Genomic DNA, 23,664 nt, shown 5'->3' on the forward strand with positions numbered 1-23,664 from the left:
GACAAACCGGAAGACAGGTAGATGACAAAACCATCACCAAGAGCTTACAAGGGGTGACCACTCACGACTTTTGCCAGCGCTCGGCGCCGAGCACTTGCTTGTCGCCAAACGCCTCTTTGTCGGCAGGCGTGGCGCTTTCCTTACACTCGCCGCGAACCCACAGGTGGTAGCGGGAGATACTGCGATCCAACTCAAAAAAACCGTCGCGGCAATAACCTGCATGCTTCACCACAAACTCGGTGTTTTCCAGCAATCGCTGACGCGTGTTGCGACCAACATTAACGCCACCCTCATAAAAATCGCGGCGTGCATCGCTGCCATCGCGACTGACGCGGATGTGGTTCGGGATTTGATCTTCCGGCCAGCGCAGACGATAGGTAAACATCTTGCTCTCATTGGGCAGGATTTCCACCTCCAGGGTTTCGCTCATTTCACTTTTGACATAACTGCGGCCTGTAGAACTGCACCCCACCAACAGGCTCAAGCCTATCGCCAGCAATACCCGGTATATCTTCATGCACCCACTCCACTCAACCCTGGCACCACCACAGCAACCACGGGAATAATTAATCAGTCTTTGGCCGCCAGGGCCTAAAGAATTGGTTGCCGGGGCCGATAATCTGGCGATAGCAACTTGCCTTGCGCCACTATACCCGCTTAACACCGGAGCCTGCCATGGGTTCAACCATATCGCTCAATCGGCTACCTCACCGGGTCAATAGCCTGCTGTTGACCAGCATTCTGGGACTGAGTTCAGCGCTGGTAGCCGCCAGCCCGCTGGTACCCGAGGATATTGCCTACAAACCGGAAGGCACCGTCCCCCTGAGCAAACACACCGACGATACCGTGGTAGTTGGCACCGCAGACCTGCCTGGCAATCCAGCCAGCGCACCACAAGCGCAGGAGGGCAGCGCCACACCGACTTATCTGCGCCAGAATCGCTGCCCGGATCATAGCCGCAACTACAATAACCTGCATAAGTCCCTGGCGATCACCCGCTTTACCCGTCGCAATCCGCAGAGCGCCAACGCTGGCAACCTTTATGCTGTCGAAGCGGGCATGCCGACGTTAATCCGCGAGCACCTGACCCAATCCCGCAGCATGGTTGGCCCGGAGATACTTGCCCAGAGTTTTGCCCTGCCGCACCTCAGCGAGACCCTACTTAAGCAACAGGCGCAGAAAATTGCACGTCAGGCACGCACCCAATTTGTACTCAGCGGCACAATCGATGACATGGCGATGACCGCGCCCAACAGCACCTACAACCCCAGCCTCTACCGTCAGGTGGCCAATGGCTTTCATGATTTAACGGGCATAGAAAAATTTGACCCACGTACCCGCGTTTTCAACCTGGATCTTGAGCTGCGCGATGGCTTTACCGGCGAACCACTCATGAGCCGTCGCTACACCACCAGCGGTGTTTGGAATACACGCCGCACGGCCGGGTTTGATTCGTCAGCATTTTTTGAAACGCCTTACGGCCAGAAAGTGGCAGAACTCAGTGAGGCCATCAGTGCCGATATCACCCAAACCCTGGACTGCCAACCCTTTATCGCCAACATTGATGCCTATCCGGGGCAGACGCAAATTGTGCTTCAGGGTGGCGCCAATAACGGCTTACAGGCCGGAGCCACCATGCAGCTGTATCAAGTGATTGTGGTGGGTTCCAGCAGCGAGTATCAGGTGAGCGAGACACGACTGGTCAAGCGCCCTACCCGTCTTCACCTGAGCGAGGTTTACCCCTCACATAGCACCGCCGTGATTGAAGACGGCAGCTATCTGAATGGCCACTATTTGGCGGTTATTGAATAGGCGAGGATAAACTACCGTTCGCCAAATCGATGATCGAGATACTCATCGTGGGTAGGCAGGGTTTTTACCATATTGAGGATTGCCGAGCGCGCCAGCGCCAGCTTTTCAGTGATCTGCGCCAACTCGATATTGTCGACCCGCGGGCTGTATTTGGCAGGTCGAATCCCCATGCCTTCAAACACCGATTGCCAACTGGTACTGCGAAACAATTCGTCGTGCTCTTCGCGCACAATGCCATGTGCTTTAAACAATTCGATACGCTCGCGCAGCGAATCCGGCAGCGGCATGGTTTGGCACCAGCGCCAAAAATCGCTGTCACTGCGCTCGCTGGTGCAGTAGTGCAGCAGGATAAAATCGCGTACCTCTTCGTAATCAGCCCCCATACGACGGCTGTATTCGCGCCGCAAGCTGGGGTCACATTCCAGATCGGGGAAAAAGCGCAAAAAATAATCCATACCTCGGGTAATTAAATGGATCGCCGTGGACTCCAGCGGCTCCACAAAACCACCGGATAGCCCCAACGCCAAACAATTGTTTTTCCAAAATTCCAGACGCCGCCCGGCAGTAAAACTGATCAGGCGCGGATCGTTAATGCGCGGCGCATCCAGATTGCTGAGCAGCGTGGTTTTGGCGTCCGCATCGGTGCAAAAACGGCTGGAATATACATAGCCATGCCCGGTGGCATTGCGTAGCGGAATCCGCCAGGACCAACCTGCTTTACGCGCTGTGGCCGTGGTGTAAGGCATACGTGATCCGGCCGCTTCGGTTTTCACCACAATGGCGCGATCACAAGGCAAATAGTGCGACCAATCCTCAAAACCCGCCGCCATGGCGCCATCGATCAGCAGCGCACGAAAACCAGAGCAATCGATAAAAAAGTCACCCTCAATTTTGCGTCCATCCGCCAATACCAGCGCCGAAATAAACCCATTATCACGGCGCTCCACGGCGACATAATTGCCTTCGCTACGCGTCACCCCGCGCGCTTCGGCATAGCGGCGCAGATAAGCGGCCACCAACTTGGCATCCAGGTGAATGGCATAGCCAGCACCGCCGATAGGCGTATTCATGGATTGGGATGGCAAAAAGAAACGCCCCTGCGCAGCCATCACCGAACAGGGCGAAAAATCCTGCAAGGGATAAGATTCACCAGCCATAGTCGCCTTCAGCCAGCACTGATAGAAATCCTGACTGCCGATGCGCTGACCTATAGCGCCATAGGGGTGAAAGTAGGATTGATTGCGATGGCGCCAATCGACAAATTTAATACCGAGCTTGTAGCAAGCCTGGGTCTCGCGAATAAAGTCCTCTTCATCAATACCGAGGCTGGTAATCAAGCGCACCACAGGGGGAATAGTCGATTCACCCACCCCGACCGCACCTATATCGTCCGACTCGATGAGTTCGATACTGCACAGGTCGCGACGTACATGTGCCGCCAGCATCGCCGCCGCGATCCAGCCCGATGTGCCGCCACCGAGGATGACGATTTTTTTGATTGAATTCATGACTGCTCCACTCGCGTCAACGCCGAACCCTTAATAGCCTTGCACACCCAACAGGCTCTGCTCCGCTGAGTCAGGCTCCGTTGTAAAACGCCAATAGGCTCCACTGCATGCCTGTATGGATCGGCGCAGCACATCAATTGCCTTGTGCCGGGGGAAGCTGGCGCGCCACGCCAGTGCCAAGGTGCGTTCAGCACCCGGGATATCCAGCGGCCTTGCCACCAGCCGGTTGGCCAGGCATACACTTGGGGTCGCTGCCGAGCGAGGCACTATGGCCAACCCCTGACCTGCGGCCACCATGTAGCGCAGGGTTTCCAAACTGTTGATGCGAGCGCCGGGCAAAGGCACAGATGCCAGCTCAGGCAGCAACGCCAATACCTGCGCACGCAGACAATGGCCGTCCGCCAGCAATAGCAATGGCTGTCCGGCAAGCGCCGTCGCATCAATAGTCGCCCTCGCAGCCAAGGGGTGAGCCTGCGGCAGTATAGCCACCAATGGCTCGTCGTAGAGCGCTTGAACCACCACATCAGCTTGGGCAAATGGCAAGGAAACCAGCATCGCATCCAGTGTGCCGTCGCGCAGCTGCTGACCCAGATGAGCGGTCACATCCTCCTGCACGACCAGTGGCATGGCAGGCGCCTGCTGCTGCACAAAGGGAATCAATTGCGGCAACAAATAGGGCGCCACAGTGTAGATCACCCCGAGACGCAAGGGATCACCCAATTGATCGCGCCCGGCATCCGCCAGTTGCTGAATGCCTTCCATGCTCTGCAGTACGCGTCGCGCCTGCGCAATAATTCCCTGGCCCAACGGCGTTGGATGAACCCCACTCTTGGTGCGCTCAAATAACACCACACCCAGCGCCTCTTCCAATTTTTTAACTGACACACTGAGATTGGGCTGACTGACATTACAACGCTGCGCCGCACGCCCAACGTGCCGCGTATCTGCCAATTCAACGATGTAGCGCAATTCGGTAAGGGTCATATCCGCTCAGCTATGCTGCTCTGTTGTCCACCAATAAAGACGCCCAGTTTGCCCTGTTGCGCCGGGCGATACAAAAGCTACGGCGACGATTGGCAAACATTCTCTAAACGAAAGAACATCACTAAAGTGTCGATTTTTTTATCACTATTTTGACGCCAAATCCAAAAATGAGACACCCATCACAGCAAAATCATGTACTTACCTAACTTGGCACTTAATTTGCTCTCTTTGCGAAAAGAACTTGGTTAAATCACTCACTTGGAAAATTATCATGCTCAACACCCTCAAATTGCTTGGATGCTTAACCCTGGCCACGCTTGCAACCAGCTCTGCAATGGCCGCGCCTATCAGTTTTGACCTGGTCAACCCTGATTCACGCAATGGCGTTTTGAACTCTACCTACGCTAAACAATACAACTACGAAGAACAGGATCTTGGCCTGTCAGTGACCGGTTGGTCTTACGGCACCCAAACCACCACCACAACCACTTGCACCAAGTACAACAAGCAAGGCAAGTGCACCAAAACCACTAGCACCACCACAACCTCTGTCAAAAAAGAAATTGAACAAGACTACGTCGGCAGATGGGATGGCTTGGGTGTTGAGAAAACTGACTCACCCAACCACGCCGTTGACAATGAAGGTGGCGATTTCGACATGCACCTCCTGTCATTTGACGAGTTGGTCAAGCTGATTTCTATCGATGTGGGCTGGTACCAAAACGATGCCGACATCTCCATTTTGGCGTTCAATGGCAGTAGCTTTGATAGCAGCTCCCTATTAGGCAAAAAATGGGAAGACTTGCTGAGCAACAACTGGTCACTGGTAGGCAACTACTACAACGTAGACATCACCGGTAACTCAGGTGCCGTTAACTTTGACGGCGTAGTGTCACAATACTGGCTGGTTGGCGCTTACAATCCGGCGTTTGGCGACGTTTTCAGTGGTCCTAACAAAAACAAAACTGGTGGTGACGACTTCTACAAATTGAAAGGCGTTACCGTAGAGAGACCACCGGTTGAAGTACCTGAGCCAAGCGCCCTGTTGTTACTGGCACTGGGCTTGATCAGCTTGGGATGTGTTCGCCGCCGCAAGGTGTAATTGCTCACAGCTATCCAAGAAAAGGGCGCCTTGTGCGCCCTTTTTTATTGCCTATAAATCTCAATCGCTTATGATGACGTCCGCTCCACGCAACAAAAAGCTAAAACAATAACAAGCTCAAACAACAATAAGTTCAGACACAACAAGAACAATCGATTCCCGAGGTACATCAACAATGCGCAACAGATTCCTGATTTCCATCGCACTGGGTTACTCCCTGGTTGTGGCGAGCCTGAGTGCTCAGGCACAACAATTTAACGTCCTGTTATTTACCAAGACCAACGGCTTCCACCATGAGTCTGTCAATGAAGGCGTAACCGCCGTGCGAAAGCTCGCCGTACGCCATGACTTTGCGGTGGATTGGCACGAAGACGCCAGCATTTTCAATGATGAACGATTGAAAAAGTATCACGCCGTGGTTTTCCTGCTCACCACAGGCGATATTCTCAATGATGAACAACAAGCGGCGATGGAACGTTTTATTCGTTCCGGCAAAGGCTTTGTTGGCATTCACAGCGCCTCCGATACCGAATATGACTGGGACTGGTACACCAAAATGGTAGGCCGCACCTTTCATATCCACCCAGCGAACCAAACTGCCGAGCTGGAAGTGATCGACCGTAAATTCCCAGGCCTTGATCGCATGCCCGACCGCTTTTTGTGGACCGATGAATGGTACGAGTTTGGCGCCGAGCGCATTAAAGGCTTGAACTACATTCTGGCAGTTGACGAGAAAACCTATGACCCACGCGCCCAATGGGGTGAGAAAAAAGGCGTCGGCATGGGCAAATTCCACCCCATCGCCTGGTACCACAACTACGATGGTGGTCGCGCGTTTTACACCGCCCTGGGGCACCTGCCGGCAACCTATAGCGACACCCTGTTCCTTGAACATATCTACGGCGGTATTTACTGGGCTGCAACCGGTAAAGGCCTGCGTAAAAAATAAATCCAACACATAACGCTAACTAAAAAAATACACTATGAAACTTTTCCTGAAGACCTACGCACGTTTTATTTACCCGGCGGTGATCCTCATCATTTCGCTGGGTATTTATTTCCCTTTTTACGGTAGCCCCCAAGCTATGTTTTGGGATGAAAACTACCATGTCGCCTCTGCGCAAAAACATATTGATGGCGTGATGTACATGGAACCTCACCCTCCCCTTGGCAAAATGCTGATGGCAGTGGGTGAGGTGATGTTTGGTGGCAACGGCGAGATCGACAAGCAAAAGTTGCTGGAGACAGACTATCTGACCGGTGACAATGCACCACCGGCCATGACCTACAAAGGCTTTCGCTGGCCCTCGGTCATTATGATGGCGTTTGGTGTGTTATTTTTTTACGGCATTATTAATGCGATTACCCAACGCGCATGGTTGGCCGCTGCGTTTACCAGTCTGGTGATTTTTGATAACGCCCTGGTAATTCACTCGCGCGCCGCCATGCTCGAAGGTATCCAACTCTTTTTTATTCTTGGCGCCCTCTATTATTTTGTGCGCGTCGCTACTGATTTTATCCATCACCACAAGGCTATTTTATTAAAACACTACGCCCTGCTCGGAGTGTGGATCGGCCTTGCCATTGCGGTAAAAGTAAATGCCTTTATTTTGCTACTGCTGTTTGTGATGCTGTTTGGTGTGGATCAATGGAGTGCAATTAAACAATGGCAATGGCGCGCCTTAATCGCCCGCCTTGCGACTACCGTACCCGCCGGGGTTATTCCGGTAGCAGCCGTATTTTTGGCGGTGTTTTATGTACATATCGGCATGGGCACCACCATTGTGAAAGACCGCACTTACAAAGCCTCGCCCGAATACCTCGCCCAAATTCGCGCGGGTAACACCTGGTCACCCAGCACCTTTATGCTGGGCATGAAAGACAACCTGAAATATATGTCGGAATATGCCGATGGCGTACCGCGCCTGGATGTGTGCAAACCCGATGAAAACGGCAGCTATGCCATGGGCTGGCCACTGAGCAAAAAAACCATTAGCTATCGCTGGGACAAAAACACCGTGGACGGCAAAGTCGTGGTGAAATACAAATACCTGATTGGCAACCCAATTGTGTGGTTCTCGGTATTGGGCGGCATTATTTTATCGGCAGGCTTAATCATTGGCCGCTATGTTTACAACAATCCCATTAAAGATGAAAAACTGTTTTATTGGATTTGCGCTTTCACTGCACTCTACATCAGCTACATGGTAGCGATCCTGCAAATCGAACGGGTGATGTACTTATATCACTACCTGGTGCCGCTGCTATTTGGCGCCGTCAATTTGGCACTGGTATTTAATTACATCTACCGCGATGAAGTGCTCGCCAACAACAAACACACCATTATCAATGCCAGTTTATTCGCACTGCTGGTCATCGCCGTGTTCGCATTTTTCTCGCCCTTCACCTATGGCTTCGGCTTGACCGAAGATCAATTTGAAATGCGCAACTGGTTCAGCTTCTGGAAATTGCAGGTGGTGAGATAATCATGGCTATTCAATCCTTTATCAACAAAGCAACACTGCTGAATAAAAATTCTATTTTCACTGCCCTGATCATAGTGGTTGCGATTTTAATTCTGGTGCGCATTGCACCCGTAACCGTGGACCCAGTGGTGAAGCTGGTCATCAGCAAAAACCGCGTGAGCATTGGCAATATTTATCAACCACGGGATATAGAATTTACCCGCGAAGTCATGGTTGACCGCTTGAACCTACTTGAAAAAAGCCGGTTCAGTCACCCCAAGCTCGGCAACATCGCCACTTATAGCGATGATTTTTTCGTAGACGTAAACCACACCATCACCATTAAACAAGCAGACACCTATCGCTTTTTGATGGGCAGTGATGACGGTTTCTCCCTGCGCATCGACGGCAAATTAATTTGCGAACATCTGAGCGACCGCCCGTACAGCGTACAGGTCTGTATGACGCACTTAAGTGAAGGCCAACATCAAGTCTCCATGAGCTACTTCCAAGGCTTCGGCAACTCCGGCTTCACCGTGCAATACGCCCGCGGCGATGAAAAACCCAACTGGTTCGGCGACGACTCCAAGAGCGTGAAGTTTTAATCACAACGACACCGCCCCATGAAAAACGCCCGCACTGCGGGCGTTTTTCATTTAGACCCGAAAGAAAGTCAGTTAAGAAAATCAGGCAGCGTTATGCTGCGTAATTGACATTCACAAACACGTAGCACTAGCATCGAACAAATAGCCCAACCAGCACATAGCAAATGTAGGGCGCGCCTCGCGGAGCAGGCCGCCGAAGGACAGGAAAGAGCCCAAAGCGGACAGCAAGCCAAATGAGCGCAGCAACTAATTGAGATTGTTTGTACTGTATAACTCCACAATTAATTCGGAGTGACAGTTAACCCTTTGATTTAGCACGAACCAAATCGAATGCAGGCTCATCTACTTTTGGAGTTATACAGCACCACACCAAATTAGTTGGAATAACGTTCTGCGGGTTATATAGTTGGCGCAATTTAATAAACTGTTAGGGATTAAAAACATGCTATCACCACACAAATGGGAAATAGGCGTATCTGCTGGTAGTTATTACCCGAGCCTTACGCAAGATTTTTGGGGTAATGACATCGGTCTTGCATATGACGACGATCATCTAGGTATGCAATTTTATGCTTTCTCTTACCATATCGATGAAATTGAAGATCCCGAACATGTGGCCTGCCGGCTATTTAGTCTTAATTTGTTATTGAACGGAGCGCTTAGGGTCGCTTGGAATAAAAATTTTGCCGTTCCAGTTGAGTTTACGCATTTTGCACTATGTGATGGTGGGGGCCAACATTCTGTACACGCTGCGAATATCGAAAACAATCCCTTTAGTCAAAACGCCGACATAGATAAGTACGAGCATGAAGCCACTCCCGCCAGTGGCAGGCTTTCATCACGAATATTCAATCTCTGTAAAAAAGATGAGGTATTACGGTCTTTAATATTTCAAGTTGGGCTGATTTCACTAAATTCTTCCTTGGAAACGATAATGACATGGGGAACTCTGTACAAGATATACGATAGCGTCAAATATCATTCGAAGAAAAATAACTACGATTTTTTGAAATTGGGAGATCCCGGTCGGATTAATCAATTCACGGCCGCATGTAATAGCTCGCTACTTCTTGGGGTTTATGCGCGCCATGGTGATATGGGGTGGGGTCAACCTGCGGCGGCGATTACAGATATTAACGAAGCGACAAGCCTTATACTCGATCTCGCTAATAAATTTTGTTTGGTGCATATTGGTGCTCAGCATCCCTAACAAAAAGCTGCACGCGGAAATATTTTACTACGCTCGCTTTTGTGTATTTCGCTGCGCTACATTTTCACACAAAAGCGCTCTCCGTAAAATATTCCGGTGAGCTTGGCGTTATGTGAATATTGAAATGAGCATTCCAAAGAAAGGAAGTAGAAAAATTATAGTGGGCGAAAATGAGTTTTTGTGGCTCATCAGGTCAAAACCCACATATTCGCAGGACTGTTTAGGTGCAGAAATGACTGCGGTCGTTGAACTGGTGGAATTGAACGGCTCTATCTTGCGAATTACTTTTCCATTTTCACGTCCAGACACGTCTCTTAAATTAAAGTCTGGTAGCGTAACTCCGAGCATGGTTGAGCAAAGCATTAAAAATGCTATTTCTCAAGGCTGGAACCCTAAGGCTTCTAACAGTGTTTTTGAATATAGGCATACAAGTACATAACAAGCGGTTGCAACGCCGCTACAGCGCTTCGCGCTTACGCTCGACAGTTTGCAAGCAGCGCATTTAGCGAATCGCTACGCGAAGTTTATCGTAAATGCGCCGCTTACAAACTGCGGTTGAACCGAACGTTACATTTGAATATGAAAAATCACATAATCGCAAGCATCATGGTGCTTTTATCTTTAAGGTGCTATTCATCAGAATGGATAGCAGTTGGCCAGCAACCTGACCTGCCAAATGCTGGTCAGCTTGAAAGCCAACTTTGGAAGTATTTAGAGAACAACAGCAAAACTGAATTCCAGCCTAGGGAAATATACAGGTATCAGTACAAATTTATTGGTGAGTCTTTAATTCTGATTAATGCACTATGCATTCAGTCACCTGAAGTTGAAGCTGAGCTTGGCACTTATCCGGGGCCAACCACAGAAGAACTAAAAAAACAGTTATATCAAGTGCAGGACGGTGGGAGCTGCTTTTTTAACATTAAATACAATCTTAAAAGCGAACGCTTTCATTCTCTCTATGTAAACGGTAGTGCGTAAAAATGTAACAAAGCAATCAAACGGATGGATTTTTAAGTTGCTCTTTTGCCATTCCGCTTCGCTCCATTTTATGGCAAAAGAGCAACTTAAAAACCACCGTTTATCGCGGCGTTAACTCCACTTAGAAATATAGCGCATGGTAAAAATTAAAGTAAATGACCCATGCCCATGTGGTAGTGGTAGAAAATACAAGAAATGCTGTAAATATAAAGATGTTATCTGGGAGCAAGATGATACCGGTGATTATTACCAAGTAATTCCAATAAAAGGAAAACTTGAAGAATTGGTCGAGCAATTGGATGATGAAATATATAAGCATTTTGAACGCGAGCGGCTACCAGACGACCCGTTAATGCCTCATACGTTAATGTTTAGTGATAAGGATCACGAAAGAAAAATGATTGAGATAATGGAGAAAGTAGGCACTAATCCTGCTTTTATTTATGCGTACAAGCGGACTGGCATTCTTCTTACTGATGGAATGGTAGAGAAGGCCACTGGCTCTCTTGTCGACGAATGGGATAACGCCGTCGCTGAGTACTATGCTTTTGGTGGCGACCCAGAGAGAGAAAGTGAAGATAGGCAGTTCGAATCAAAGCTGAGCCTTCTTATTGATGACATTGATTCGCTCATATATTTATTCGGTATCTGCATCAAAAAGTATTTCAACGAGGACTTCTCTGATGACTCCGCGCCGGATGGTGCAGAAATATTGTCCCCAGTAGCGTATATGGGATTAAATCTCGCAAAGTCTCAGAGAACACTTAGATCGATCAAGTATCTGATTGTTGAAGACTATAACGAAGATGCACTTAAACTTGTTCGTGGCATATATGAAAATTATCTTCATATTATTCTCGTCAAAAACAAACCAGATAGTGTTGTTTCTCTTGTAGATGCAAAGTACGGTATTCGAGATGGAACTTTTAAGTATCTAGAAAAAAATGGTAAAGAAGATAGGCGTAAAGTGGTTCGCTGTTCCACTGGAGATATTTATCCGTCGAATATTTCAGGATATAAAATGGCGGAGTCAAGTAATCGAGATTTTGATATAGATTTCTACGACCTCTTTTATCAAAGAGTATCTGATGTTGTTCATCCAAGTGTTTTTAATATTAGGGATTATGTTCGAGACGATAAACTTAGTCCACTGGATTCTGACTGGAAAGAGGAGGCAGTAATATACTCCGTCTTTGTTGGGTGTTTGATTAGCTTTGAAATTATGGATATTAAGCATCTTCCCGCTTCGTTGCAAGGAGACTGTGCGGCAGTAGCTCGAAGGTTGCTAGCTCATCTAATTGAAACGCTCGAATTTTTAAGGATGTGGAGCGATAGAATCGGAATTGAGCATCCAGAGTTAAAATTAGTTTGCAAGCGATCTAATGAAATCCTTTCAAATATAGGTGTAAAGAGTTAACAAGCGACTGTGGTAAAAAATCAATACCTACGACGCAAATTTACTTAGCCTGCCACTCGCAATTATCTCGCACCATGGCATTTAAAATCGTCACCATTTTTCGCATGCAGGCCGTAAGCGCAACTTTCTTGTGCTTACCCTGCTGGACGAGCTTTTTGTAGAATTTCTTCATAATCGGATTGCACTGAATCGCACTCAGCATCGCCATGTATAACACCGTGCGGATCGGTGCACGACCGCCTTTGATTCGGCGTCGGCCTTTCATGATGCCACTGTCGCGATTGTATGGCGCAAGCCCACAAAGCGCTGCTATTTTGCGTGGCGATAGCTGGCCTAATTCAGGTAACTCTCCTAATAGCGTAAACGTTACACCATCGCCTACACCCGGCACTGAGCTCAGAATCTCATAAGTGCGCTGCCATTCAGTTACTTCGCTAACCGCTTTGGCGAGAAGTTTGTTGACGCTCTCGATTTCTTTATCGAGCACTTTCAGTAAACGTTTGTGAGTTGCTGCAAGAATTGCCGGTGCTTTGTGCTGACGATTTAATTCCTGTGTCCGCATTTCATTCAGCTGACGCTTGCGTGAGAGTAAATCCCTGATATGGCGAACTTTTTTGCTATTAAGAGGCCTTGGCTCCGGTTTCAAAATCGCACCAAATTGTGCAATAAGTCGCGAGTCAATTTTATCGGTTTTGACAAAAACACCTTGTGCTTTACCAAACTGACGAACCTGGGTCGGCTGGACAACGGCGCAGGCTTCCACCAAACCTCTTTCGTAACCACCGGTTGCCTCAACCAGAATGCGCGTGAGGTTGTAACGCGATAGCTTTTTGATTAATTCACGAATCCCTTCTGTGGTATTGGGGTACTGCAAATAGACATCGAGCTCGAAAATGCAAACATCCAGTGTGTTTTTTCCAATATCGATTCCTATATTTCTTTCACTGCGATCAATGTGTGCGGCGGTAGTTGTATTCATAACTCACCCTTGCTACATTCGGGCTCGGAGCCCATTCGACTGTTCGAGTTAAAAGTAGAATCAGCAAGGCGCCCACGCTTGTTAACGGACTCGATGATTCGGTTCCAGCGTTGCACCGGGCTACCTTGCTGAAGATCTATTTCTGCAGGCATGGACTCCACCTTATCGCTTTAAGGATGATAAGAAAACTGTCAAAATCAATCATACAAGCAATCAAACGGATGGCTTTTAAGTTGCTCTTTTGCCATTCTGCTCCACCCCATCTTATGGCAAAAGAGCAACTTAAAAATCACCGCTTATCGGGGCGTTATGCAATGAGAAAAGCCTATAGCAATGTATGAAACCAGTTTAAAAAGGTTTGAGATATGTATGGACAAGTAGAGAAACCGAAAAAGAATAAAGGTCAATCAGTAGCAAATGCGATTTCTCAAAATCATAGGGGCAATGAGTCTACTTTTCAATTTGTAGATAATAGACCAGAAGCTGTTGCGCAAAGAAAGCTTCAGGAGATGGCAAATAATAGTCCGAAAGCCAAACAAATGAGTCAATTAAAGGTCTCGACTGACAACTATTCAGCACAACAGCAGCCAATCCAAAAGAAAGATTTGACCATTCAGAAAATGGATGAATCAGATGAGAAAAAACCCGGTGTATATATTGCCCCAAAAGGTAGAAAATTAAGTCCAGAGGAAGAAAAGAAGGCTCTTTTAATTGATTCAGATATAAGTTATCAACTCTATAAATTTTTAGAAAAAGAAAATTTTAATAATCTTACTTTCACAAATGAAGGAACTAAAAGTGATTACATTACGGTTCTTTTAAACACATCCATCTTCCTTGATGACGGGAAGGAACATCCGATAAGAATGAATATTCATCGCTACAACACTAAGGAACCTGTGCTTGGCAGTATTTGGGTGAGTTATGTCAAACATAAAAAAAGTGACCTGAATGCACAAACCAACCCAAAATCATATTCTTTACTTAAAGCATGGAAATTTCAACAAAGTAAAGATACCCAAAAAGATACGGAAGCTCACCGGCCTGAATTAGAAACCACTGATAACGCAATCGATGATTCCACAATTGAAGCCCCAAATTTAAAAGAAACAAAATTATTTGCGGAAGAAATTGAAGTGGAGAGGTTTTTTGATATTAATGTGGAAGCAGAAAAGACAACAAATCAAATAGAAAAAATATTAGAATTAATTAAAAAATTATATGAGCATGCAGGGACAATAGGCAATAAAGCTTTAAAGCTCGAAATAGAACGTCAGGGGGAAATCATTGAATCGAATAGTCAGTCGATTACCAAGGCATTTCAAAGTAGTAATGATGAAAAATTCAAAACTATAGTAATAAAAAACGCGATTACGACGTTTAGTGAGCAAATTGATGACTTGAAATATCTTGATAGCATTAAAGACAAATATTACGATAACATATCGAAACCTCATTGGTAGAGATAGCTAGTAATAAGGGCAAGCAATCAAAAAAGTCCATGACAAAACCTAAAAACCATTGTAAACGGCTTTTAGACCAATTGTTACTAATTGAAATGTACATAAAAAAATACATCGAACACTGAAAAGCGCGCCGCTGATTTTGACGTTGAAGCTGTAGCCGCGACCAATCGATTGTTTTTCAGTAAAATAACGTATTCCCACAGGAGCGCGCTTATGCCAAAGTTTATTCCTTACAATCACGATCAAAATTCCATGGTGGCGATTAATTTTCGCGATCAATTACAATCTGGCACTTTTGGGCACGCTATGCATTATCTCACTCACGAGAAACTTGCCCTATCCATCTTTTATTGCGCCTACCATAATAAAGACAGCTGCAGGTCTGTTTGCAATCCTGCAATTTTATTGAGTGTTGTATTGTTCGCGCGTTCAAAAGGCATTATGTCCAGTCGTGAAATTGAATGATGTTGCATGGATTATATTGCATTACTTGGGCATGATTGGTTGAAAATCAGAAAGTAGTTAGGCAAAGTGAGCCAATAAATTATTAATCAATTGGCTGTAGGTAAATTCAGTAGTTATTGGGGTTTTCTATAGCTTAGTTATAGCAAATCCGTAGCAACAACCTTAGTTAAATATCATTAAATTAGGAGTCGTATGCGAAAAATAATTTTTTTTAATGGCAGCAATATTGGGCGCTGAAAACAGCTGGGCAGGACAATGGGTTAGTTTAAATCCAGCTGATATAGTCTCGATACAAATTACACAATCCACCAACTCAGCTGCTCAAACAGAGGGGCTATATATAGCACTAAAAAATCCGATCATTGGTGAGGCTGCATCATATTGCGCGAGGAAAGATTTTGTTGTTATCACCGACGCTAAACTAATAGACAGAGCATTCTCCGCCTATTTATTTGCGGCTGCCAGTCAGAAAACTATCCAGTTTTATCTTGACGGTGCAGGGAAGTGTGCCTACAACGGTCCAATTGCAACAATTTTTACATTAAACCCCTAAGCCAACTATAACAAGCGACCGTGGTAGAAAATCAATACCTACGACGCAAATTTAGTTGGCCTGCTATTCGCAATTATCACACACGATGGCCTTTAAAATCGTTGTCATTTTTCGCATGCAGGCCGTAAGTGCAACTTTTTGTGCTTACCCTGCTTGACGAACTTCTTGTAAAATTTTTTCATCACAGGATTGCATTGAATCGCGCTCAGTATCGCCATATACAGCGCCGTGTGAATTGGTGCACGGCCGCCTTTGATTCGGCGTCGACCTTTCATAATGCCACTGTCACGATTGTATGGCGCAAGCCAACAAAGCGCTGTTATTTTGCATGGCGATAGCTGACCCAGCTCAAGTAACTCTCCCAACAGCGTAAAGGAACTACATCGCCGACGCCCGGTACCGAGTTCAGAATTTCATACGTGCGCTGCCATTCCGTGACTTCACTAACTGCTTTGGTGAGCAGCTTATTGATGCTTTCAATCTCTTTATCGAGCACTTTAAGCAAACGTTTATGGGTTGCTGTAAGAATCGAAGTCGCTTTGTGCTGACGATTCAACTCCCGGGATCCGCATCTTATTAAGTTGGCGCTTGCGTGAGAGTAATTCACGAATCCCTTCCGGGGTACTGCAAATAGACATCGAGTTCGAAAATGCAGGCATCCAATGTGATTTTTCCGATATCGATTCCTACATTTCTTTCACTGCGATCAATGTGTGCGGCGGTAGTTGTATTCATAACTCAGCCTTGCTACATTCGAGCTCGGAGCCCATTCGACTGCTTGAGTTAAAAGTAGAATCAGTAAGACGCCCACGCTTGTTAACGGACTCGATGATTCGGTTCCAGCGTTGCACCGGGCTACCTTGCTGAAGATCTATTGCTGCAGGTATGGACTCCACCTTATCGCTTTAAGAATGATAAGAAAATTGTCAAAATCAGTCATACAAGTCGTTGCAGCTCGCACACTTTGTCTGCAGGACAGTTTTTAAGTCGTAGCTTTATGGGTAAGACCAACACACCAAAAAATGGAGAAAGCATGAAAAAGACGATAATGCTACCAATTCTATTTGCTGCATCATTTAATTGTTTGGCTGCGGAATGGGTAGAAGCCAATCTTAATCAAATAGAACTCGCAGGGGCTGGTGTAACAGAGGGAGTATATTTTGCAAAAGATACACCATATCAAACCAGCTACACATGCCCAAACAGTCGGTATATCTCTGTTAAAGAAACAAAAATGGCTGATAGAACACTTTCATTAGCTTTATATGCAAAAAGCACCTCTTCTAAATTAAGAATTTATATAACTGGTTGCGATGCTCAGGGCTATTTAAACGGTGTACAAAGCATGCTCGTATCACAATAATAAATAACACCATAATTTTTTAATTGTTTTTTGTATACTTTAGAAAGTACATAAAAAAGGAGTTCATCATGAGTATTACCATTTTAAAAGACATACTAATTTCTAAAGGACAGGTAGATAGAATTTTTGAAGGCTCAGTGCCAATCAATTTATGGCGAGCGCTAAACAAAAAATCGAACACAGGTGTTTTTAGCTTTATAGAGGAACCCACTATTCTTTCAAATGGCCGGCCTCGCGCTGCGGACATAAAAATTGAACACAGAAATGGTGTAAAGTGGGTGAGCGTAAAGAATAGGCCAAGAGGCCTAAGCACATTTGACAAGCCCGGCCTACCAAAAGGCAAAGACTGGGAATATTACAAAATCCCCAAAGGAACAGTACTACCTGAAGGCATAGCCATAGTAAAAGACGAGTACAATACAATCTTAGGTGCTCATCACTACACCATTGCTCCTGCTTATGACATGCCATTATCTCAATTCAAAGCAAAGCTTGACCAGCTTGCAATTAAATTACTTAAAGAGGCCATGTAATGGAAATTCCAAATGTTTGGGCCCCGTTATTAGTATCAGCCGTTAGAGACGCCGTTCTATTTCAAGAGCAACTTCTAAAAAGCGAAACTATTCGCAACAGGGCTGACTATGAAGAACATCATTTACAGTTAACCCAGTTTCTGGAATTTATAAAAGAAGAATATAAATCGATTGAAGGCGAAGTCGGATTACCCTTAGAGCGCTTGCTGTAAAATACAAATGCTGGGCATTACTGCCCAGCCTACATTAAATACTAACTGCTTTTATTGGAAAATAGCGGGAATTGTTTACCGCCATTTGTATCTACACTGTTACAAATTGATAACACGTGATACAGCTTTACGCGGTTTGGTGGTTTAGGTTATCCCTTCCCGGTAACCTAAAGGTGCATCAAATATGCGTTTTACAAAACATGCGGTTTTATCAAGATATATCGCGGCTATTGCCTGGTTTAGCCTGACATTATTAATTGGTTGTTCAGATGACGACCACAAGAAACCTTCCCGCTCATCTTCTTCAGCTTCCGTATCTAGCAGCTCTTCCAGCTCAGCGGCAAACAGTTCCTCCTCCAGTTCTGTGGCGGCGTCACCCTATGCGGGTGAATGGTATGCGCCTGCTTATGGTTATGTGTTATCGGTAAGCACCCAGGCGGATGAGTTTAGGGTTAAAACATATAGCGTGACAGAAGATTATTGTTTATTGCAGAACGTGACGCCTAACTTACCGCAAGAAAAGTTTGAACAAAGCTATTCCTATTCAAAACTGGCGAAGGAAACACTGCGCAAGGTGAATGGGCAATATGCCCCTGGTGTTGAATACGAAAAAATCGCGCAACTGCCATCCACCTGTACGGAAGACCTGCAAACCTTAAAGACAGATTCCGGTTATGCCTTTAATGCCGAAAGAGACTTTGAAATATTTTGGCACACATTTAATGAGCTCTACATTAACTTCGAATTAAGAGGCGTAGATTGGGATGAAGCCTATGAAGAAGCCGTTAATTCCCTGGGCGACATTCATACGGAGGAAGAGCTGTTTGAATTTTTAAGTGAGCTGATTGCCCCGCTAGGTGATGGTCATGCGATTTTGATCCACGCACCACTCAGCCAAAATCTGGATGAAAGTATAACTAAAGCGTTGGAAGATGAAGACACACCCAACTTCAGCACAAACACACAATTACGGTTGTATGAAAAATTATTGAATGAGTATGTAGCGTCACTTGGGTCTGATGATGAGTTAACCGAGGAGCAAGCCGCAGAGGCGGAAAACTATATAGCGTCCAACGTTGATAATATTATGGAAACTATTTTTGGTTATGCCGATGAAAATGTTGATATTAAGGTGAAGGCAGCAGGCGAAATCACCTGGTTTACAACAAGTGAAAATATTGGGTATTTGTTTATAGGCTCAATGTCTGACTATACCGAGGGAAAATCAACCGTTATTTCTGACGTTGCTGTTGATGTTGCCATAGCAGAGGAAACTATTAACGAGGCACTGAAAGACCTTGAAGATACGGATGGCCTGATCGTTGATGTTCGTTTTAATGGCGGCGGCCAGGATCAGGTATCGCTCAGTTTTGTGCGTCACTTTATGAGTCAGCCGCAAGTGGTGTATTCAAAATTTGCAGGCCGTGACGACTTGGCGACGCCAGTGAAAGAAGTCGTACTAGACCCGCCAGTGGATAACCTGTATCTAAAACCCACAGCCGTATTAGTGAGTGGCGATACAGGAAGCGCCGCCGAGTTATTTACCATTGCGATGTCTTCTTTACCGCAAGTCACTATTATCGGTGAGCCAACCGCGGGGGCATTTTCCGATGTACTGGTTAAACGCCTGACTAGCGATATTATTTTCGGGATAAGCAATGAAACTTACCTGGATACCAAAGGAAATAATTATGAGGGAGTAGGTATAGCGGCCGATATTTCAGTAGCGTTTGGCACCCCGCAAGAGCGTAAGGGCGGATATGACAATGGATTGGATACAGCGATAGATTGGATTAAGGCTTATCACTAAAAAATATTGTGGGTATTACTACCCAGGATTAATAGCTATCACTCAAGGGTGATAGCTATTAAAAATTTTCTGTTACGGCAATAAATCAATTTCCCGTTGCTTGGGGTCTGCACTCACATGCAGCTGTGATTTTCCTTTGCGCACTCTTCGCTCACCTAACAGCATCACAATAGGCGTCGCAATTAAAATAGATGAACTGGTGCCGATAACTATGCCGAATAACATAGGCAGAGAAAAACTGGACACCGCACTGCCACCGGCAATCGCCATAGGCAAAATCGCCAGAAAGGTAGTGATCGAGGTGAAAATGGTGCGCGTGAGCGTTGAGGTAATACTCTCGTTGAGTAATTGTACCAAGGGCTTATCTGGCGTGAGACGCAGGTTTTCACGAATGCGATCAAATACAACGACTTTGTCATTTACCGAATAACCAATTAACGCGAGCAATGCCGCCACCGCAGTGAGGTTAAACTCCACTCCAGCCAAGGCAAAAAAGCCGATGGTCTTGGTGAGATCCAGCGCGAGAGTGAGTGTCGCAGCCAGTGCAAAGTGGGATTCAAACCTTACCCACAAATAACCGAGCATGCCCAAGCCTGCCAGAATAATCGCGAGGATTGTCGCATCACCAAAATCACCGCTAACACGAGGGCCAACCATTTCTACACGCGGAAATGCAGCGTCCGGTGCGATGGCGGTAACAGCAGATTTAACGGCTTGCACGCTGGTGCCATTAGCAATATCTTCCGCAGATGGCATGGGCAGGCGCAGCAGGTAGTGACCATCGTTCCCGAATTCCTGAATGGCTACTTGTCCCTTACCTTCATCTGCCAAGCCTTTGCGCAAGGCGGCGACATTGGTGTCTGGCGCTTGTACTTCAATGACGGTGCCACCACTGAAATCGATGCCGTAATCCAGCCCCGGGCTAAAAAATAAAAACACAGAGGCAAGTGACAATACGGCCGAAGCCATCAACCCGAAAAAACGCGCGCGTAAAAAGGGAATGGTATTTTCACTGATGCTATCTAACCATTTGATGCCGGAAATAATTAACGATTGTTTACCCAATTTACGCACACGCCATTCCATCACCAAACGTGTAAATGAAATGGCCGTGAACATGGAAATAATTAAGCCAACAGCCATAGTCACGGCAAAACCGCGTACCGGGCCACTGCCAAATAAAAATAATAAACTGATGGCAATCAGCGAAGTGACATTGGAATCCAGAATAGTGCTGTAAGCGCGCTGGAAGCCACCACTGAGGGCGGCCATGGCCGGTTGCCCGCGCCGCGTTTCTTCGCGGATGCGTTCATTAATTAAAATATTCGCATCCACCGCCATGCCAATACTTAAAATAAAACCGGCAATACCTGGAAGCGTGAGTGTTGCACCAAGCAAACTCAACACACCAAAACTCAAACCGATATTTATCGCAAGGCCAATACAAGCAATAAAACCCCAGCGACCATAAATGCCCACCATAAACGCGAGCACTAACAGCGCGCCCACAATACCGGTGCTAATCCCCATAGAAATTGCATCGCTACCTAAATCCGGCCCGACAGTGCGCTCTTCAATTACTTTTAAAGGAGCAGGCAATGCGCCGGCACGCAATAACAACGCCAAATCATTTGCCGATGCGCTGGTAAAAGAACCGCTGATTTCGCCGCTGCCACCTTGAATCGCACTGCGAATGACTGGCGCGGTGACGACTTTATCATCCAACACAATTGCCAATACGCGCCCGACATTGCGTTTGGTCATATCGCCAAAACGGCGTGCGCCTTCGTTATCCAATTTGAAATTGACCACGGGTTCGCCGGTATCGTGATTAAACGCAAGCCGCGCATCACTGATGTGTTTTCCCTCCATGGCAACACGCTCTTCCAGTTGATAGCGCTCACCCGCTTCACCATTGACGGTAATAACCTTGGTGTGCAATGGCGATTGATTATTGGCCGCCCAGTGAAACGTCATGCGCGCCGTAGTACCTAACAGATCGCGAATATGCTGGGGGTCACTCACGCCGGGAAGCTGCACCAGAATACTGTCGCGCCCCTGACGGGTGATCATGGGTTCCACCATGCCGGTTTCATCCAGGCGACGGCGCACCACTTGCAAACTTTGCTCTACAGCATCGCGCACGATTTGTTCGTGCAGCGCCGGATTTTTATTGCGAACCAATTCGCTGGTATCGACTTCCAGCAACAGATGCGATCCACCGCGTAGATCAAGCCCGAGGGTTAATTGATTTTTGGCATACCAATCCGGCAGTTTTGCCAGAGCGGAATCGGGTAACAGGTTGGGCAGCGCACTGAGCAGCCCGAATAGGATAATCAGACCATACACAATGGCCCGCGAAAAAAGGGTTTTCATCGCCAATACTCCACAATGCTCTCGACTGCGAAAGCAAAAAATTATTGAAATCGGTATTACGGGGAGTGATTAAACGAGCGGCGGCGCACGCGGAACGTTGAGCGCTTGCAATTGATGCCGACAAACACCAGACGCGAAAGTAAGACTAAAGTGCGCCACACCATGATGGGGAAATGATACGGCCAACAGATTGCCGGGCAACAAGGCCCAAGGGGTATCTGGTAGGTCGAGGGCATCGGGCTGGGTTTTAGGGCGGGGAAAAAATCGCTTTAACGAGAGGGAGTGATCGCTGTTGGCATGCAGTGGCATATCCACCAGAGGCGCAAGGCTGCGGCGATCGGTATCGCTGACACTATGCGCCGCACCAAGCTCCCAACTGCCCAGCGCCAGGAGCCACAACAACCCCACAGCCAAAAGCCCACGCCACACCAGGGTGGGAGGCAAAGCAGGCAAATGATGGGATGGCTTGTGCATGACAGCGACCAGAACGGGTGTGATGGCATAGTGGGGCGCCAGCCGGGGTTATTCAAGCGCAGGCGCATAAAAATCGCGCATAACCTTTAGGGCACTACGCGAACTGGCGCACAGAAAAGAATACTTTTCATTTGACCTTCCGTCTCAACTTTATTAGGGTGGCCGCGCCATATGGCACTTCAATTTACATTTTTAATGTTCACTCTTAGCCTTAATTAGGGAGTTTCACAGTGAAAAAATCATTGGTTGTTATGGGTTTGGTTGGTCTTTTAACGGCAAATGCACAAGCGGCAGACCTGTTTGGTTCGCTCAAAAAGGCCTCTGAAACAGTAGACAAGGCACAGGCTAAAGTGGCGGAGACTCAAGCCAAAGTAGAAGAGACCAGCGCGGCAGCCAGCAACGTTTCAACTACCCCCGAGCAGTCAGCACTGGCCCTGGTAAAAACCAAACTGGGCGATAATGCGACCAAAGCGCAGGTGCAAACCGCACTGGGTGCTCCTGTTGCCACCAGCGGTAAAGCTGACGCCGAAGTATGGCTTTACGATGCAAGCTCGGTAAATGCAACCGCCGCCCAAGCGGCACAAGTTGCTGCAGCATTGGGCGTAAATAACGCCGGTGCAACCAAACAAGTTGCCGTACATTTTGCCGGTGACAAAGTAGTTAACGTGGTATTGGCAGACGTAGCGGCGCAGTAAGTTTTCAGCGCCAGCAACAAAAAGCCCCGACGATTGCTCGTCGGGGCTACTACAAAAAATTCGCTCAAAAAAGACCACAATCACCACACGCTTCCCAAGTGAGATGCTCGCTAAAGGTTTTCCGACAAATCCTGTCGCCCCAAAATACGCATAATTTCTACCGCACCATCCTGGCTACTGATCCGATAATAGATACTGTCTGCACCGCAAACACTGCGTCTGTATCCCTCGCGGATATTGTCTATCGCTTGAAAAGCCAAGGGGGCGTCACTGATTTTTTCGAACTGCTCAATCAGCAACTGGTAATAACCTTCCGCCTGCAGTTCACCAAACTTGACGACTCCATGCCAGTAGATCCTTGCGAGATCCATACTCGCCTCATGGCTTATTCGATACCGCATCTCGCCCCAATCCCTGTTTAATTTCCTGCAATAGAGCGTCTGGGCTCAGTGAGCTAAAACCACCCTGCTCCGCTTTGATCAACTGGGCACGAATCAGCTGTAGCTCCTGCTCGCGCAACTGCCGCTCCCGAATTAACTCCCTGACAACCTCACTCTCATTGCCATAATGCCCCAGCTCAATCTGGGCTTTGATCCAGCTATCTTGCTGATCCGTTACCGTGATACTTTTCTTAACCATCGCCATCATGCCATC

Annotated in this window: 27 protein-coding genes; 17 read left to right on the forward strand and 10 right to left on the reverse strand. The window is 47.0% G+C overall.

The genetic code is table 11. The features are described from left to right. Positions 1–61 precede the first annotated feature (61 nt). Positions 62–517 carry a hypothetical protein gene (locus B0D95_RS11595; RefSeq protein ID WP_078044035.1) on the reverse strand — a complete coding sequence of 152 codons (456 nt, stop codon included), beginning with the start codon at positions 515–517 and terminating at the stop codon, positions 62–64. Positions 518–675: 158 nt separating this feature from the next. Between B0D95_RS11595 and B0D95_RS11600 the strand changes: the two genes are divergently transcribed. Next, complete coding sequence (locus tag B0D95_RS11600; RefSeq protein ID WP_078044036.1) at positions 676–1,812, forward strand: flagella assembly protein FlgT middle domain-containing protein; 1,137 nt, start codon at positions 676–678, stop codon at positions 1,810–1,812. A gap of 11 nt (positions 1,813–1,823) precedes the next feature. Here the strand turns inward: B0D95_RS11600 and B0D95_RS11605 are convergent, their stop codons facing one another. Next, positions 1,824–3,320 carry a tryptophan halogenase family protein gene (locus tag B0D95_RS11605; RefSeq protein ID WP_078044037.1) on the reverse strand — a complete coding sequence of 499 codons (1,497 nt, stop codon included), beginning with the start codon at positions 3,318–3,320 and terminating at the stop codon, positions 1,824–1,826. A 30-nt stretch (positions 3,321–3,350) separates the two neighbouring features. Continuing rightward, positions 3,351–4,304, reverse strand: a complete 954-nt coding sequence (locus tag B0D95_RS11610) for a hydrogen peroxide-inducible genes activator (protein ID WP_078044038.1) — start codon at positions 4,302–4,304, stop codon at positions 3,351–3,353. 271 nt (positions 4,305–4,575) lie between these two features. On the opposite strand from B0D95_RS11610, the gene xdp1 reads away from it, so the two are divergent. From xdp1 to B0D95_RS11645, 8 genes are all read left to right on the forward strand, one after another. Then, positions 4,576–5,406, forward strand: a complete 831-nt coding sequence (xdp1, locus tag B0D95_RS11615; protein WP_078044039.1) for an exosortase-dependent surface protein XDP1 — start codon at positions 4,576–4,578, stop codon at positions 5,404–5,406. A 175-nt stretch (positions 5,407–5,581) separates the two neighbouring features. Then, complete coding sequence (locus B0D95_RS11620) at positions 5,582–6,355, forward strand: ThuA domain-containing protein (protein ID WP_078044040.1); 774 nt, start codon at positions 5,582–5,584, stop codon at positions 6,353–6,355. A 34-nt stretch (positions 6,356–6,389) separates the two neighbouring features. Next, entirely contained in the window at positions 6,390–7,892 is a 1,503-nt protein-coding gene (locus B0D95_RS11625; RefSeq protein WP_078044041.1) for a phospholipid carrier-dependent glycosyltransferase, read from the forward strand. A 2-nt stretch (positions 7,893–7,894) separates the two neighbouring features. Then, positions 7,895–8,476 (forward strand): serine protease, encoded by a 582-nt coding sequence (locus B0D95_RS11630; RefSeq protein WP_078044042.1) that lies wholly within the window; start codon positions 7,895–7,897, stop codon positions 8,474–8,476. A 406-nt stretch (positions 8,477–8,882) separates the two neighbouring features. Beyond that, positions 8,883–9,686 carry a hypothetical protein gene (locus tag B0D95_RS11635; protein WP_149867902.1) on the forward strand — a complete coding sequence of 268 codons (804 nt, stop codon included), beginning with the start codon at positions 8,883–8,885 and terminating at the stop codon, positions 9,684–9,686. A 112-nt stretch (positions 9,687–9,798) separates the two neighbouring features. After that, the gene (locus B0D95_RS20425; protein WP_149867903.1) at positions 9,799–10,125 is read left to right on the forward strand and encodes a hypothetical protein; all 327 of its coding nucleotides are present in this window, start codon (positions 9,799–9,801) and stop codon (positions 10,123–10,125) included. Between the two features lie 140 nt (positions 10,126–10,265). Beyond that, positions 10,266–10,667, forward strand: coding sequence for a hypothetical protein (locus tag B0D95_RS11640; protein ID WP_078044044.1), 402 nt, complete (start codon positions 10,266–10,268; stop codon positions 10,665–10,667). Between the two features lie 136 nt (positions 10,668–10,803). Next, positions 10,804–12,084: a DUF5677 domain-containing protein gene (locus B0D95_RS11645; RefSeq protein WP_078044045.1), complete on the forward strand. Its 1,281-nt coding sequence runs from the start codon at positions 10,804–10,806 to the stop codon at positions 12,082–12,084. 40 nt (positions 12,085–12,124) lie between these two features. On the opposite strand, the gene B0D95_RS11650 is transcribed toward B0D95_RS11645, so the two are convergent. Further along, the gene (locus tag B0D95_RS11650; protein ID WP_078044046.1) at positions 12,125–13,063 is read right to left on the reverse strand and encodes an IS110 family transposase; all 939 of its coding nucleotides are present in this window, start codon (positions 13,061–13,063) and stop codon (positions 12,125–12,127) included. A gap of 365 nt (positions 13,064–13,428) precedes the next feature. On the opposite strand from B0D95_RS11650, the gene B0D95_RS11655 reads away from it, so the two are divergent. The 3 genes from B0D95_RS11655 (at position 13,429) to B0D95_RS11665 (ending at position 15,547) form a co-directional block, all read left to right on the forward strand. Continuing rightward, positions 13,429–14,526: a hypothetical protein gene (locus B0D95_RS11655; RefSeq protein ID WP_078044047.1), complete on the forward strand. Its 1,098-nt coding sequence runs from the start codon at positions 13,429–13,431 to the stop codon at positions 14,524–14,526. Between the two features lie 216 nt (positions 14,527–14,742). Continuing rightward, positions 14,743–14,994 carry a hypothetical protein gene (locus B0D95_RS11660; RefSeq protein WP_078044048.1) on the forward strand — a complete coding sequence of 84 codons (252 nt, stop codon included), beginning with the start codon at positions 14,743–14,745 and terminating at the stop codon, positions 14,992–14,994. 214 nt (positions 14,995–15,208) lie between these two features. Next, positions 15,209–15,547: a hypothetical protein gene (locus B0D95_RS11665; RefSeq protein ID WP_078044049.1), complete on the forward strand. Its 339-nt coding sequence runs from the start codon at positions 15,209–15,211 to the stop codon at positions 15,545–15,547. A gap of 104 nt (positions 15,548–15,651) precedes the next feature. Here the strand turns inward: B0D95_RS11665 and B0D95_RS11670 are convergent, their stop codons facing one another. Together B0D95_RS11670 and B0D95_RS20430 are read right to left on the reverse strand one after the other, a co-directional pair. Further along, complete coding sequence (locus B0D95_RS11670; RefSeq protein WP_168172443.1) at positions 15,652–15,912, reverse strand: transposase; 261 nt, start codon at positions 15,910–15,912, stop codon at positions 15,652–15,654. Then, a complete protein-coding gene (locus B0D95_RS20430) occupies positions 15,867–16,103 on the reverse strand; it encodes a hypothetical protein (protein ID WP_149867904.1) in 237 nt (78 codons plus the stop codon). Before B0D95_RS20430 ends, B0D95_RS11670 begins: the two co-directional genes overlap by 46 nt. A gap of 477 nt (positions 16,104–16,580) precedes the next feature. Here B0D95_RS20430 and B0D95_RS11675 point away from each other — a divergent pair, with 477 nt between their 5' ends. The 4 genes from B0D95_RS11675 to B0D95_RS11690 all read left to right on the forward strand — a co-directional run bounded on the left by B0D95_RS11675 (position 16,581) and on the right by B0D95_RS11690 (position 19,465). Then, the gene (locus B0D95_RS11675; RefSeq protein WP_078044051.1) at positions 16,581–16,910 is read left to right on the forward strand and encodes a hypothetical protein; all 330 of its coding nucleotides are present in this window, start codon (positions 16,581–16,583) and stop codon (positions 16,908–16,910) included. A 68-nt stretch (positions 16,911–16,978) separates the two neighbouring features. Next, on the forward strand, positions 16,979–17,443 hold the full coding sequence (locus tag B0D95_RS11680) for a hypothetical protein (RefSeq protein WP_168172444.1): 465 nt from the start codon (positions 16,979–16,981) through the stop codon (positions 17,441–17,443). Further along, positions 17,443–17,655, forward strand: coding sequence for a hypothetical protein (locus B0D95_RS11685; RefSeq protein ID WP_078044052.1), 213 nt, complete (start codon positions 17,443–17,445; stop codon positions 17,653–17,655). Before B0D95_RS11680 ends, B0D95_RS11685 begins: the two co-directional genes overlap by 1 nt. A gap of 184 nt (positions 17,656–17,839) precedes the next feature. After that, the gene (locus B0D95_RS11690) at positions 17,840–19,465 is read left to right on the forward strand and encodes a S41 family peptidase (protein ID WP_078044053.1); all 1,626 of its coding nucleotides are present in this window, start codon (positions 17,840–17,842) and stop codon (positions 19,463–19,465) included. A 72-nt stretch (positions 19,466–19,537) separates the two neighbouring features. Here B0D95_RS11690 and secD read toward each other — a convergent pair whose 3' ends face one another. Next, positions 19,538–21,841 (reverse strand): protein translocase subunit SecD, encoded by a 2,304-nt coding sequence (gene secD, locus B0D95_RS11695; protein ID WP_078044054.1) that lies wholly within the window; start codon positions 21,839–21,841, stop codon positions 19,538–19,540. Between the two features lie 69 nt (positions 21,842–21,910). Next, positions 21,911–22,315, reverse strand: coding sequence for a hypothetical protein (locus B0D95_RS11700; protein ID WP_078044055.1), 405 nt, complete (start codon positions 22,313–22,315; stop codon positions 21,911–21,913). A gap of 230 nt (positions 22,316–22,545) precedes the next feature. On the opposite strand from B0D95_RS11700, the gene bamE reads away from it, so the two are divergent. After that, on the forward strand, positions 22,546–23,010 hold the full coding sequence (gene bamE / locus B0D95_RS11705) for an outer membrane protein assembly factor BamE (RefSeq protein ID WP_078044056.1): 465 nt from the start codon (positions 22,546–22,548) through the stop codon (positions 23,008–23,010). Between the two features lie 110 nt (positions 23,011–23,120). On the opposite strand, the gene B0D95_RS11710 is transcribed toward bamE, so the two are convergent. Next, positions 23,121–23,381 carry a type II toxin-antitoxin system RelE/ParE family toxin gene (locus B0D95_RS11710; RefSeq protein ID WP_210403618.1) on the reverse strand — a complete coding sequence of 87 codons (261 nt, stop codon included), beginning with the start codon at positions 23,379–23,381 and terminating at the stop codon, positions 23,121–23,123. 7 nt (positions 23,382–23,388) lie between these two features. Then, entirely contained in the window at positions 23,389–23,658 is a 270-nt protein-coding gene (locus B0D95_RS11715; protein WP_210403619.1) for a type II toxin-antitoxin system ParD family antitoxin, read from the reverse strand. Positions 23,659–23,664 lie beyond the last annotated feature (6 nt).

It is taken from the genome of Cellvibrio sp. PSBB023 (genome assembly GCF_002007605.1).
Taxonomy (GTDB): domain Bacteria; phylum Pseudomonadota; class Gammaproteobacteria; order Pseudomonadales; family Cellvibrionaceae; genus Cellvibrio.